The organism is Actinomadura geliboluensis (assembly GCF_043197915.1).
Lineage (GTDB): Bacteria > Actinomycetota > Actinomycetes > Streptosporangiales > Streptosporangiaceae > Spirillospora > Spirillospora geliboluensis.
Genome location: NZ_JBICUA010000008.1, coordinates 147845 through 162154 on the forward strand (window position 1 = coordinate 147845; position 14310 = coordinate 162154).

General features: G+C 73.3%; 5 protein-coding genes. 3 read left to right on the forward strand and 2 right to left on the reverse strand.

The genetic code is table 11. The annotated features are described in order from the left end of the window. Positions 1-20 precede the first annotated feature (20 nt). Entirely contained in the window at positions 21-2681 is a 2661-nt protein-coding gene (locus ACGFI1_RS25545; RefSeq protein ID WP_138634815.1) for an MMPL family transporter, read from the forward strand. A 27-nt stretch (positions 2682-2708) separates the two neighbouring features. Here the strand turns inward: ACGFI1_RS25545 and ACGFI1_RS25550 are convergent, their stop codons facing one another. Both ACGFI1_RS25550 and ACGFI1_RS25555 read right to left on the reverse strand, forming a co-directional pair. Continuing rightward, positions 2709-3938, reverse strand: coding sequence for a glycosyltransferase (locus tag ACGFI1_RS25550; protein WP_392788520.1), 1230 nt, complete (start codon positions 3936-3938; stop codon positions 2709-2711). Positions 3939-3946: 8 nt separating this feature from the next. Then, the gene (locus ACGFI1_RS25555; RefSeq protein ID WP_392788523.1) at positions 3947-6064 is read right to left on the reverse strand and encodes an MFS transporter; all 2118 of its coding nucleotides are present in this window, start codon (positions 6062-6064) and stop codon (positions 3947-3949) included. Between the two features lie 325 nt (positions 6065-6389). On the opposite strand from ACGFI1_RS25555, the gene ACGFI1_RS25560 reads away from it, so the two are divergent. Together ACGFI1_RS25560 and ccrA are read left to right on the forward strand one after the other, a co-directional pair. Continuing rightward, the gene (locus tag ACGFI1_RS25560) at positions 6390-12887 is read left to right on the forward strand and encodes an SDR family NAD(P)-dependent oxidoreductase (RefSeq protein ID WP_392788525.1); all 6498 of its coding nucleotides are present in this window, start codon (positions 6390-6392) and stop codon (positions 12885-12887) included. Positions 12888-12933: 46 nt separating this feature from the next. Next, positions 12934-14268: a crotonyl-CoA carboxylase/reductase gene (ccrA, locus tag ACGFI1_RS25565; protein WP_138640023.1), complete on the forward strand. Its 1335-nt coding sequence runs from the start codon at positions 12934-12936 to the stop codon at positions 14266-14268. Positions 14269-14310 lie beyond the last annotated feature (42 nt).

Consider the following 14310-nt stretch of genomic DNA (forward strand, 5'->3'; position numbering starts at 1 on the left):
CGCGGTGACACAGGAGGATCATGCTTTCGGGGCTGGGGCGTCTCATCCACCGGCGACGCTGGACCAGCCTCGTGCTGATCCTGCTGACGACCGTGGTCGCGGGCGGCTGGGGCCTCGGCGTGTTCGCCAAGTTCAAGGAGGGTGGCTTCGAGGACCCGGACGCGTCCTCGACGCTCGTCGCCAAGCTCGGCGCGACCTACTTCGGCAGCACGAACCCCGACGTCCTCGTCCTCTACACGAGCGACACGATGACGGTGGACGACCCGCGCTACGAGGCGAGCGTCATCGGCACGGTGGCGCGGCTGCCGACGGCGAACGTCGAGGAGATCATCTCCTACTGGTCGTTCGACGGCGACGCGGCGAAGTCGTTCGCGTCCCACGACCGGCGCTCGACGTTCGTCGCGGTGAAGATCCGCGGCAAGACCGGTGCCGAGAAGGCCGAGAACTACCACGCGGTCGAGGACCGGCTGTCGGCGGCGCCGGGGCTGCGCGTCCAGCTCGGCGGCAGCATCCCGCTCGGCGAGGAGTTCGGCCAGCAGGTCGTCAAGGACATCGTCCGCGCCGAGCTGATCACGGCGCTGCCGCTGTTCATCCTGCTGATGATCCTGTTCGGGGCGTGGACGGCGGCGCAGCTGCCGATGGCCGTGGCGATCTTCGCGACCGTCGGCGGCCTGGCCGTGCTCCATGTGGTGACGTACGCGGCGGACGTGACGTCGTTCGCCCTCGAAGTCGTCACGATGATGGGCGTCGGCCTGTCGATCGACTACTCGCTGTTCATCATCAGCCGGTTCCGTGAGGAACTGGAGAGAGGCATGTCCGCGCAAGGTCTGCCACCGGGCAAACCTTGGAAGCGGGAGCGGGACAAGGCCGCGCGCAAGGCCGCGAAGAAGGCGTACAAGGAGGCCCTGGAGCCGATCCGGGAGTCGGCCTTGGCCGCGACCATGGCGACCGCGGGCCGCACCATCATGGTCAGCGGCATCACCGTGTCGGCGGCTCTCGCGGGCCTGCTGCTCTTCCCGCAGATGTTCCTCCGGACGATCGGCCTCGCCGGCATAGCCACGGTCATGGTCGCCGTGTTCGGCGCCATCGTCCTGCTGCCGACGCTGCTGGCGATTCTCGGCAGGGGCGTCGAGTTCGGGCGGATGCCGTGGCGGCGGCCCACGGCCAGGCGCGCGCAGCGCGACCCGGAGAGCGGCTTCTGGTACCGGCTGGGCCACAGCGTGATGAAGCATCCGCTGCCGTACTTCGCGGTCGTGCTCGTCATCCTCGGCGTGATGTTCGTGCCGTTCCTGAACGTCCAGTTCGGCAGCGTGGACGCGCGCGTCCTGCCGAAGGACAGCCCCACCCGCGCCGTCGTCGAGACGGTCAAGAAGGAGTTCCCGAACGGGTCCGCCGAGCCGATCGACGTGGTCGTCTCCGGCGACCTCATCCCGCGCGACTGGAAGCCCGCCAAGAAGGGCGACCCCATCCCGCCCTACCTGGAGGAGTTCCGGCAGAACCTGGCGAAGCTCCCCGGCGTCACCGAGGCGCAGTTCACCGGCTACTCGGGCGCGTACGGCGGTGTGCGCATCTCCGTCACGCACAAGTACGAGCCGATGGACCAGCACGCCCAGGACCTCGTCAAGGACATCCGCGCGATGAGCCTGTCCAAGGACGGCTATCCGATGCACGTCGACGTCGGCGGCAGCACGGCCTCGCAGATGGACCTGATGTCGAGCCTGATGCGCACGCTGCCGAAGATGGCGCTGTTCGTCGGGGTCGCCACGTTCATCCTGCTCTTCATGTTCTTCGGGTCGATCGTGCTGCCGCTGAAGGCGATCGTGATGAACGTCCTGTCGATCGGCGCCTCGTTCGGCGCGATCGTGTGGGGCTTCCAGTACGGGCATCTCGCCGGCGTCCTGGACTTCACCCCGACGGGCGGCGTCGAGGCGACCAGCATGATCCTCATCCTCGCGGTCGTGTTCGGCCTGTCGATGGACTACGAGGTCTTCCTGCTCAGCCGCATCCGCGAGGAATGGGACCTCACGCACGACAACCGCGTCGCGGTCGCGTCCGGCATGCAGCACACCGGCGGCATCATCACCAGCGCGGCGCTGCTGTTCCTCGTGGTGGTCGCCGCGTTCAGCATGGCGGGCATCACGGTCGTGAAGCTGATCGGCGTCGGCATGTTCGTCGCGGTCGTGGTGGACGCGGCGCTCGTCCGGTCGCTGCTCGTCCCGGCGACGATGCGGTTCATGGGCGCGGCGAACTGGTGGCTGCCGCCCTTCCTCGCCGGGCTGCACGCCCGCATGGACCTGCGCGAGCACACCGCCGCCGTTCCGGCGGGCGCGACCGCCGCGCCGCCGCGCATGCCGGACGAGCAGCCCTTCCCCTACGCCCTGAACTGGGCGGAGGTGAAGGCCGCACCGGCGGTTGAACCGCAGCCGGTGGACGCGCACGACGCCTTCCGGCCCGCTCCGCAGCCGCCCGCCGAGCCGGAGCCGCCGCAGCTGGTGTTCCGGTCGGCCAACGGCGCCGGGGCCGCGTCCGCCGAGGCCGCGTCCGGCGGGGCGCCGTGGCGGCCCTGGGCGGACGGCCCGCCGCAGCCGAGGGCGCCCCAGCGGCCGCGTGCGAGGCGGGCGATCGTCCCCGCCCCGGACGGGTCGGGCTGGCGCTGGAGCGACACCGCCGACGACCGCTGACGCGCGTGCCGCGACGCCGTCTGGGGCTCAGCGCAGCAGCGTGTCGATGACCTCGCGGGCGCGGCCGACGCCGTCCTCGGCGCGGATGCGCCGGCCGAGGTCGTCGGCGCGGTCCGCGACGTCGGGGTCCTGGACGGCGCGCCGGACCTTGGCCGCGAGCCGGGGCACCGTCATCGCCCGGAACGGCAGCGGCCGCGGCCCGGCGCCGAGCGCGGCGACGCGCTCGCCCCAGTAGGGCTGGTCGCCGAAGAACGGGCACACCACGGTCGGCACGCCGGCCCGCAGCCCCGCCGCGGTCGTCCCGGCGCCGCCGTGGTGCACGACCGCCGCCATGCGCGGGAACAGCCACGCGTGCGGGACGTCCCGCACGGCGAGGACGTGCTCGTCCGACGTCGCCGGATCGCCCTGCACGATGCCGCGCACCCCGGCGAGCTTCAAAGCCGTCCGGACGGTGAGGTCGGTCATCGCGGAGTCCTTCGGCACCATGCTCCCGAACCCGACGTAGACGGGCGCGGGACCGGCCGCGAGGAACTCCGCGAGCTCCGCCGGAGGCTCCCACTCGGGCTCGTCGAGGAACCAGTACCCGGTGAGGTGCACGCCGGGGCCCCAGTCGGCGGGCCGCGGCACGACCGCCGGGCTGAAGCACGCCAGCACCGGGCCGTCCGGGCGCCGGCCCCGCAGCGGCAGCCTCGGCAGCCCGAGCGAGGCGTCCCGCCACGGGTTGATGAACGGCCGCGACAGCTGCCAGGCGATCTCGTCGACCGCCCGGAAACTCGCGCGCCGCCCCCATGGCCCGAGCATTCGCGCCTGCGGGACGAACGGATGCGGGAACGCGCCGGTCGGTTCGCTCGGCTGGAAATGAATCAGCGCCCATGGCACGCCGAGATGCTCGCCGATATGGCGGGGAAGGAATCCGAGTGTGGGCCCGAGGATGAGGTCCGCGCCCTTACAGGCGTCCGAACACTCGGCGAGGAGCCGTTCCGCCATCGGGCCGAGGATGCGCCGGAACCCGCCGAGGAACTTCACCGGATTCCGGCCGCCCGCGAGCAGTTCCTGCCCGGCGTCCGATTCCAGGATCTCGGTCGGATCGGCGGTCAGCGGCGCGAGTTCCAGGCCCGCCGCGACGGCCATCGGCGCGTACCGCGCGCTCGCCACGAGCCGCACCTCGTCGCCGCGCGCCCGCAGCGCCCGGCCGAGCGCGACGCACGGCTGGATGTCCCCGCGCGACCCGGCCGCGAAGATCACGATTCTGCTCACGGTGCCTCCTACCAGGCGTCGCTGCGCGGGACGGGCTGCGGACCGTCGGCCGGGCCCTCCTCCTCCGGGACGTACGGCTCGTACCAGCCCTCGGGCGGCGCGGGCCGCTCCTCGGCGTCCGCGCTGTCTCCGGGGTCCGCGGCGTCCGTGACCGGCGCCTCGGCGGCCTCGGGTGCGTCCGCGTCGGGTTCCGCGAGGCTGCCGCCGCGCACCCGCCACACCGGCGCCGTCCCGAGGTCGGCCGGCGCGGACGCCCCTTCGCCGGCCTGCGGCGGGACCGCCGGGATCGGGGCGGTGGGAGGGGCGCCCTCGCCGCTCGGCCAGTCCTCCCAGGCGTTCGCAGCCGCAGGCGGAGCAGGCGGCTGCGCGGGCGGCTCGGGCGGTGCGGGCGGTGGGACGGCAGGAGCGGGCGGCGTGGCGGAGGCCGGCGGCGGGGCCGTCCCGGGCGGTGCCGGCCAGGGCGTCGGGATGGCGGGCCGGTCGCCGTCCACCCGGTCGTCGTCCAGGGGCTCGGAGGCGGCGTCCGTCCACCAGTGGGGACCGGGCGTCGGGGTGGGGGTGGGGTCGTCCGGCATGGGGTCGTCCTCCCAGGTGAGGGGAAGCGGGAGGGGCGCGCCGGGCGGCGCGGCGGTCGCGACGGCGACGGGTTCGGCGAGCGGCGCCGCGAGGGGGTCGGGCGCGGGCCCGACCAGGGCGGGGATCGGGTCGCGCGGCGTCGCGGCCGGGTCGAACTTCGGGGTGTCGGGGATGACCGGCGAGGTCTTGCCGTGCTTCGGCCCGAGCCAGCCGCGCCGGCTGGGCAGCGTGATCCCGCTGATCAGGCCGCCGATGAGGACGAGCACGGCGCCGAGGATGAGCCCGGAGGAGGTGCCCGCGCGGAACGTCTCCAGCTCGGCGGCGCTGGCGCCCTGGTCCGGGACGTGGTGGACGAGCAGCCCGACGATCGCGATGCCGAACGCGCCGGACGCCTCGCGGATCACGTTGATGACGCCGCTCGCGACCCCGGCCCGCTTCTCCGGGACGGCCTTGAGCACGTACATCACCAGCGGCATGCCGAGCGCGGCGCCGACGCCGACGAGCATGACGCCGGGCATCAGGTCGGCGTAGCCGTCGCCGACCTGGAGCATGGAGAACAGCACCATGCCGAGGCCCATCAGGGCCATCCCGACGCCGATCGCCGGGCGCGGGCCGAGCTTGGCGGCCATCAGGAACGCCAGCGGGGTCAGCAGGATGATCGCGATGGCGGGCGGCAGCATGACCAGGCCCGCCTCGGGCGGCGAGAAGCCGAGGAAGCGCTGCAGGAACGGCTGCGAGTAGAACATCATGCCGTTGAAGCCGATGCCGTAGAGCATCTGCGACAGCAGCCCGCCGGTGAACACCCGGTTGCGGAAGAACCGCAGGTCGATCATCGGGTCGGGGGCCCAGCTCTCCACCACGATGAAGCAGACCAGCGCGATCACGCCGAGGGCGAAGACGCTGAGCACGGACGGGTCGCCCCAGCCGCGCTTGTTGCCGACCTCCAGCGCGTAGATGAACGCGAACAGCATGGTCGCGGAGATCAGCACGCCGGGCAGGTCGATGCGGGCGTGCGTGTTCTCGCCCTTCCCGGTGAGGGTGACGAGGCCGAGCAGGATCACCAGGATGCCGGGCACGATGTTGATCAGGAAGATCCAGCCCCAGTGCCAGTGCTGGACGATGATCCCGCCGATGGTGGGGCCGAGCGCGGTCGCGCCGGACGCGGCGCCGATGAAGATGATGTTGCCGATGGAGCGCTGCTTGTCGGTGCGCCCGACGGTGACCATGACCTGCGTGGCGGGCAGTGCGAGCGCGGCGCCGGCGCCCTGCACGATGCGGGCGAGGATAAGCACCTCGGAGGTCTGCGCCAGGCCGCACACGGCGGACGCTGCGGTGAACACGACCATGCCGGTGGTGAACGTCACCCGGCAGCCGAAGACGTCGGTGAGCCGCCCGCCCGTGATCATCAGGCAGGAGAACATCAGGATGTACCCGGTGGCGACCCAGTCCTTGGCCGAGGACGACATGTCGAGGTCGTCCATGATCGTGGGCAGCGCCGTGAAGACCACCGTGTTGTCCATGGTGGTCATGAACGCGCTGACGGCCACCACCGCCAGTGCCCATCGGTACCGGCCCCGGGTCAAGAGTCCGTACGGCGGGGGTCCCCGGACCGCCGGGAAATCCGCCGCTTCCCCCTAAAAGCAGTCGTCGCTATTGTTACTATTGGTTGGCGCTCCGTTACTCAGCCCTGACATCTGCCGGGCGAACTCAACTATCCCATCAGGCCACATTGGTTACTGCCGAGTCTTGTCATCACCGTGACAAGACCTCGATGAGAAAAGTGGTCTGGGTGCGCATCGTGAGCCGGTCAGTGTGGGACAAAGTGGTCCCTCCGCTTCGATGAACGATCCCGGTTTCATGGGGGGAACCCACCGCATGCAGAGCAACGATCGTTCCGGAGCCGCGCGGGAGACCCCGCAGGACGAGACTCGGATCACTGGGGATTCGATTCGCCGGCATCTGATCGAGCAGATCGCGCGCCGCTCCCGGACCACCGCCGCCGACATCGACCCCGACCGTCCGCTGGAGGAGTTCGGGCTGGCGTCCCGGGACGCGGTCGCGATCGCCGGCGAGCTGGAGCAGCTGCTCGGCCGGTCCCTGCCGGCGACGCTCGTCTGGGAGCACCCCACGATCAACAAGCTCTCCGTCGCGCTGGCCGGCGGCGCGCCCGCCGCCCCCGCCGCGCCGGTGCCGGCGCCCGCCCGGGGGGCCGCGAACGACGAGCCGATCGCCGTCGTCGGCATCGGCTGCCGCTTCCCCGGCGGCGACCGCGACCTGACCGGCCCCGCCGACTACTGGCGCTTCCTGACCGGGCGCGGTGACGCGATCCGCGAGGTGCCGGACGGCCGCTGGGACCCGTTCGACGACGGCTCCCCCGAGGTCGGCGACCTGCTCGGCAGGACGACCCGGCTCGGCGGGTTCCTCGACGACCTCGCCGGGTTCGACGCGCAGTTCTTCGGCATCACGCCGCGCGAGGCCGCCGTCATGGACCCGCAGCAGCGGCTCGTCCTGGAAGTGGCGTGGGAGGCGTTCGAGCACGCGGGCATCGGCCCGGCGTCGCTGCGCGGCAGCCGCACCGGCGTGTTCGTCGGGGTGTCGGCGCCGGAGTACGCGGCGTTCACCGCCTCCGACCTGGCGTCGCTGGAGCCGTTCACGGCGACCGGCGCCGCGCTCAGCATCATCGCGAACCGGCTGTCGTACCTGCTCGACCTGCGCGGCCCCAGCATGATCGTCGACACGGCGTGCTCGTCGTCGCTGGTGTCCACGCACCTCGCCGTGCAGGCGCTGCGCAGCGGCGAGGCGGACGTGGCGCTCGCGGGCGGGGTGAACCTGCTGCTGTCGCCGACCGTCACGATGACGTTCGACCTCGCCGGCGGGACGGCGGCGGACGGGCACTGCAAGGCGTTCGACGCGTCCGCCGACGGCATGGTCCGCGCGGAGGGCTGCGGCGCCGTCGTGCTGAAGCGGCTGTCGGACGCGCAGCGCGACGGCGACCGGATCCTCGCGGTCGTGCGGGGCTCGGGCGTGAACTCCGACGGCCGCTCGAACGGCCTCGTCGCGCCGAACTCCGACGCGCAGCGCGCCCTGCTCCGCGACGTCTACGCGGGCGCGGGCATCGACACGCGCGAGGTCGACTACGTCGAGGCGCACGGGACGGGCACGTTCCTCGGCGACCCGATCGAGGCGAAGGCGGTCGGCGAGGTCCTCGGCGCGGGACGCGACGCCGCCGCGCCGCTGCTGCTCGGCTCCGCGAAGTCGAACCTCGGCCACATGGAGTCGGCGGCGGGTATCGCCGGGCTCATCAAGGCCGTCCTCGCGCTGCACCACCGGGTCATCCCGGCCAGCGCGCACTACAAGGAGCCCAACCCGCACATCCCGTTCGACGAACTGCACCTGTCGGTCGTCGCGGACGAGGTCCCGTGGCCCGAGAGGGGCCACCCGGCGCGCGCGGGCGTGTCCGGGTTCGGCTTCGGCGGGACGAACGCGCACGTCATCCTGGAGGAGGCGCCCGCGCAGGAGACGACCGTGCAGCCGGCCGTCGTCCGGACGTTTCCGCTGTCCGACACGAGCGACGACCGCGTCCGCGACCACGCGGCCCTCCTCGCCGGGTGGCTCTCGGACCGCGACGACGTGAAGCTCGCCGACGTCGCCCGCACCCTGCACCGGCGCGCAGGCCGCGGCCGTGCCCGCGCCGCCGTCTCCGCCCGCGACCGCGCGGGATTCGTGGAAGGGCTGACCGCTCTCGCCGAAGGACGTCCCCACCCCGGTGTTGTCACGGGTTCGGCGCTCGGCGTTCCCGGCCGTCCGGTGTGGGTCTTCTCCGGGTACGGCGCGCAGCGCGCGGGCATGGCGCAGCGCCTCCTTGAGGAGGAGCCCGCGTTCGCCGAGGCGATCGACGACCTCGACGGCCTCTTCGCCGAGGAGGGCGGCCCCGACCTGTGGTCGCTGCTCGAGGAGGGCCGCAAGCCGGACGGCCCCGCCGACGCCATGCCGGTGCTGTTCGCGATCCAGCTCGGGCTGGCCCGCATGTGGAAGTCGTACGGCGTCACGCCGGGCGCGGTCGTCGGCCACTCGATGGGCGAGGTCGCGGCGGCCGTCGTCGCCGGGGCTCTCACGACCGAGGACGGCGTCCGCGTGATCTGCCGCCGGTCCCGGCTGCTCACGCGGCTCGTCGGCGGCGGCGCGATGGCGGTGCTCGGCGCGTCCGCCGAGGAGGTCGCGCGGCTCGCGGACGGCCTGCCCGAGGTGTACGCGGCCGTCCACTCGTCCCCGAAGCAGACGGTCGTGACCGGCGACGCCGGCCAGGTCGCCGAGGTCGTGAAGCGCGCCGAGGCCGAGGGGCGGCTCGCCCGGATGGTGCAGGCCGAGGGCGCCGGGCACTCCCCGCAGGTCGACCCGCTGCTGCCCGAGCTGCGTGAACTCCTCGCCGAGGTCGGCGCGGAGCGCGGCACCCCGCTCGCCGACGACATCAAGCTCTACACGACCGCCCTTGACGACCCGCGCGCCTACCTCGGCTCCGACGCGGCGCTCGGCGTCGACCACTGGGCCGCGAACCTGCGCAACGCGGTGCGGCTCACCGACGCCGTGTCCGCCGCCGCCGAGGACGGCTTCCGGACGTTCGTCGAGGTCAACGCGCACCCGATCCTCGCCCACGCGGTCGGCGAGACCCTCGAAGGGACGGGCGCGCTCGTCACCCACACGCTCAAGCGCGCGCGCAAGGGCGAGGAGACCGACGACACGCTGACGTTCCACGCGCAGCTCGCGACCCTCGCCGCCCACGGCCTCAAGGTCGCCGTCCCGGCGGACGGGGGCGTCGTCGACGTCCCGCAGTCGCCGTGGCGGCACGAGCGGCACTGGGTCGACCTGTCGTCCCGCGCGTCCGGCAGGAGCGACGAGCACCCGCTGCTCGGCGCGCACGTCGAGCTGCCCGGCGAGGACCGGCACGCCTGGCGCGCCGACGTCGGCACGGCCGCGCAGCCGTGGCTGGACGGCCTGGCCGTGCACGGCCTGCGCGCGCTGCCGGTCGCCGCGTTCGCGGAGATGGCGCTCGCCGCCGGCGCGACCGCGCTCGGCACCGAGGACGTCCGCGTCAACAGCCTGTGGATGGAGCGGCCGCTCGCGCTCGCCGACCACACCACCGTCACCACCACGTTCACCGAGGCCGAGCAGCGGGTGGAGATCCACGCGCTGACCCCGGCGGGCACCTGGGCGCGGCTGGCCAGCGCGGACGTCGGCGACGACCACCGCGGGCCGGCGGCGCCCGAGCCGGGCCCGGCCACCGAGGTCGCGGGCGCCGAGCGCGGCAGCCGCCACTACCGGCTGCACCCGGAGGTCTTCGACCGCTGCCTGTCCGTCCTGTCGGACGAGGCGGCGCTGTCGGACGGGGCGGCGAACGGCGACGGCGGCGTCTGGCTCGCGGAGACGATCGGCAGCCTCCGCGTCCACGGCCCGACGCATCGCGGCGGCCACGTGCGGGCCAGCGTCGTCCGCGACGAGGAGGGCGTGACCGGCTCGGTCATGCTCCTGTCGGCGGAGGGCGACCTGCTCGCCGAGGCGACCGGCATCGTCCTGCGCCGCGTCGAGCGCCCTGACATCCCGGTGCCGCTCGAAGACAAGCTGGTCGAGCTGATCTGGGACGAGTCGCCCCTCCCCGACGACGCCGAGGCGGCGGACGGCGGCACATGGCTCGTCCTGTCCGACGAGGACGACGCGCTCGCCGCCGCGACGGCCGCCGGCCTGGAGGAGCGCGGCAAGCGGGTCATCCGGCACCGGGTGACGAACCGCCCGCCGGACGACCACCCCGCCATGGCGGAGCCGGTCGAGGGCGTCGTGCTCGTCCCGTCCGCCGACCTGGTCGACGAGGAGCTGGTGCTCGCCACGGTCGGGGTGAGCCGTTCGCTGCCGGACGGCCCGCGCCTCTACGTCGCGACCCGCAACGCCCTCCCGCTGCACGGCGCGGCGGGCTTGCCGGGCCACGGGTTCATCAGCGCGATCACGCGCGTCCTGGCGTTCGAGCGGACCGTCCAGCGCGCCACCCACGTGGACGTCGACCGTCCGCAGGACCTCGTCGCGGAACTGCTCGCCGCCGACGGCTCCCGCGAGGTCGCCTGGCGCGGCGGCACCCGGTACACGGCGCGCCTCGGGCAGGCCGCGCTGCACGCCGCCCCGGCGAAGCGCAAGCGGATCGTCCGGCGCGGCGGCGCCTACATCATCACCGGCGGGTACGGCGGGATCGGCCTGGTCACCGCGCGGCTGCTGGCCGAGCGCGGTGCCGGGCGCATCGTCCTGTCCGGGCGGAGCGGCCCCGACGCCGACGCCGAGAAGGTGATCGCGCGGCTGCGCGAGGACGGCGTGGACGTCGGCGTCGTGCTCGGTGACATCGCCGCGCCCGGCACCGCCGAGCGGCTGGTCAGGGTCGCGAGGGAGGGCGGCAAGCGGCTGTACGGCATCGTGCACGGCGCGGGCGCCATCGACGACCGGCTGATCGCCGACCTCGGCCCCGACGATCTCCACAGGGTGTGGACGGCGAAGGTCGAGGGCGCACGCCGGCTCAGCGAGGCGGTCGGGGACCTCGACCTCGACTGGCTCGTCATGCACTCGTCGGCCGCCGCGCTGCTCGGCTCGCCCGGCCAGGGCGCCTACGCCGCCGCGAACGCCGCGATCGACGCGCTGATGGCCCACCGCCGCGCCCACGGGCTGCCCGGCACCACCATCAACTGGGGCACCTGGTCGCAGGTCGGCGGCGCCGCCGACGCGTCGGTCACCGTCATCGACCCGATCAGCCCGGCGGAGGGCGCGGAGGCGCTCGAAGCGCTGCTCGTCCACGACCTCCCGGCGGCGGGCGTGCTGCGCTTCGACCCGGCGACGGCCGTCGGGCTGTTCCCCGAGATCCGGAACATGCCGTACTTCGCCGCGCTGACCGAGGCGGCGGACGCGGCCGGGGGCGACGCCGCCGGCGATTGGCCCGGAGTGGAGGCGCTCAAGGACCTCGACCCCGCCACCGCCCGCGGGCTGATCGCCGCGCAGGTCAGGCACCGGATCGCGGCCGTCCTCGGCTTCGACCCGCAGCGCCTCGACCCGGCCGTCCCGCTCACCGACCTCGGCCTGGACTCGCTCGTCGCCGTCCGGATCAAGAGCGGCGTCGAGCACGACCTCGGGCTGACCGTCCCGGCGTCGGTACTGCTGCAGGGCGCCAGCGTCAACGTGTTCGAGGAGTGGGCGGCGGGCGAGCTCGGCCTCGCCGGCGCCCCGGCCCCCACCGCCGTGTCGAACGCCGAGTCCGGCTACGTCATGCCGCGCGACGCCGCCGAGCGGCTCGCGGTCCGCATCATCGAGGACGTCCTCGGCCTCGACCGCGTCGGCGTCACCGCCGACTTCTTCGCCGAGCTCGGCGGCCAGGACCACCAGGCCGACGAGGTCGTGGCCCGCGTCTGCGCCGAACTCGGCGCCGAGGTCACCCGCGGCGAGCTGTTCGAGGTCCCGACCGCCGAGAACGTCGCCGAGTTCATCCGGGCCGCCGACGAGGAGGCCGCGCGGCAGACCGTCCGGCCGTTGAAGACCTCGGGCGCCCGGCGGCCGATCTTCATCGCGCACCCGGCGGGCGGCACCACCGCCTGCTACCGCCAGCTCATCGACCTGCTCGGCGACGACCAGCCGGTGTACGGGCTGGAGCGGTTCGAGGACGCGCCGTCCGTCGAGGAGCGCGCCGCCCGCTACGTCCGGCACCTCCTCGAAGCGCAGCCCGAGGGCGCGTTCCGGCTCGGCGGCTGGTCGTTCGGCGGCGTCCTCGCCTACGAGACCGCCCGCCAGCTCGCCGCGGCCGGACGCGAGGTCGAGTTCGTCGCGCTGTTCGACGCGGGCCTGCCGCTGCCGGTGGACGACGAGTCCGACACCCTCGCCCGCCGCTTCGCCGCCTTCGCCGACTACATCAACGAGACGTACGGCCTGGAGGTCGCCCTCACCTACGAGGAGCTGTCCGGCCTGGACGAGGAGGCCCAGTTCGCGCTCGTCATGGAGCGCGCGGCCCCGCTCGTGGACCACATCCCCCCGGCGGCCCTCACCCACCAGCTCACGTCGCACCAGGACACCCGTTCCCTGGAGGCGTACCAGCCAGAGCCGTACGACGGCCGGGTCATCCTGTACTACGCGCCCGAGGAAACCCCTTGGGCCGTCCGGGACGCCCGCTATGTGCTCGACGGGACCAACGGTTTCGGCGGGCTCTGCTCCGACCTGGAGATCGTCACGATCCCCGGGGTGCACCACCTCAACCTGCTGGACCCGCCCGGTGTGGAGGCTCTCGCCGCGCACCTGGAGGGCAGGCTGGCCGGACGGCGGGAGCGCGACGCCGTCCTCACGTCCACAACGGCCCGCTGAGGGCCGGCTCACCCCCCTGAACCCCGTCGTTCCACGGAGGACACCCATGGCCCAGTCCGGCTCGTCCCACGCCCTGCTCGACGCCGTCCGCTCCGGTGCGAGCGGCCCCGAGCTGCAGGAGATCGACCTGCCGACGCGCTTTCGCGCCGCGTTCACCCGCAAGGACGAGGTGGGGATCTTCGAGGGCCAGACCGACAAGGACGTGCGCCGCTCCCTGCACGTCGGCGAGGTCGAAATGCCCGAGCTGGCGCCCGACGAGTGCGTGGTCGCGGTGATGTCCGCCGCGATCAACTTCAACACCGTCTGGTCGGCGATCTTCGAGCCGGTGCCGACGTTCGCGTTCCTGGAGAAGTTCGGCCGGCAGGGCTGGTACGGCGCCCGGCACGACCTGCCGTACCACATCCTCGGCTCGGACGGCTCCGGCGTCGTCGTCCGCACCGGCGCGGGCGTCAAGCACTGGAAGGTCGGCGACAAGGTCGTGCTGTCCCCGTCCTACGTGGACGAGGAGGACCACGGCTCCTACGACGACGGCATGATGTCGGAGACCCAGCTCGCCTGGGGCTTCGAGACGAACTTCGGGTCGCTCGGCGAGTACTGCATCGTCAAGGCGAACCAGCTGATCCGCAAGCCCGCGCACCTCACCTGGGAGGAGGCGGGCTCCAACACGCTGTGCGCCGCCACCGCCTACCGGATGCTCGTCGGCACCCACGGCGCCCGGATGAAGCAGGGCGACGTCGTGCTGATCTGGGGCGCGACCGGCGGGCTCGGCTCGTTCGCGACGCAGCTCGTGAAGAACGGCGGCGGTATCCCCGTCGGCGTCGTGTCGTCGGACGAGAAGGCCGACATCGTCCGGGCGCAGGGCTGCGAGCACGTCATCAACCGCAACGAGCTGAACCTCGGCGAGCAGGGCCTGCGCCACCCGAAGGCGGGCCGCGTCCTCGGCGAGGCGATCCGGAGCCTCGTCGGCGAGGACCCCGGCATCGTGTTCGAGTACCTCGGCCGCGAGACGTTCGGCGCGTCCGTCTACGTCGCCAAGCGCGGCGGCAAGATCGTCACCTGCGGCTCGTCCACCGGTTACAAGCACGAGTACGACAACCGATTCCTGTGGATGCGGCTGAAGAGCATCATCGGCTCGCACGGCTTCAACTACCACGAGGCCGCCGAGGTGAACCGGCTGTTCAGCCTCGGCATGATCCACCCGACGCTGTCGAAGTCGTTCCCGCTGGAGGAGGCCGGGGAGGCGACCCGCGCCGTCCAGACGAACCAGCACATCGGCAAGGTCGCCGTTCTGTGCGGCGCCGAGAAGGAGGGCCAGGGCGTGGACGACCCGATCCTCCGCGAGAAGATCGGCGAGGAGAAGCTGAACCTCTACCGCCGCTGACGGTCACTCGAAGGGACGGGCCCGGTTCGCCGGGCCCGTCCT

Bases quoted from the DNA above. Each gene is read 5' to 3' on its own strand.
- ACGFI1_RS25560 (WP_392788525.1), top strand. From the start codon at position 6,390: ATGCAGAGCAACGATCGTTCCGGAGCCGCGCGGGAGACCCCGCAGGAC.
- ccrA (WP_138640023.1), top strand. From the start codon at position 12,934: ATGGCCCAGTCCGGCTCGTCCCACGCCCTGCTCGACGCCGTCCGCTCC.
- ACGFI1_RS25545 (WP_138634815.1), top strand. From the start codon at position 21: ATGCTTTCGGGGCTGGGGCGTCTCATCCACCGGCGACGCTGGACCAGC.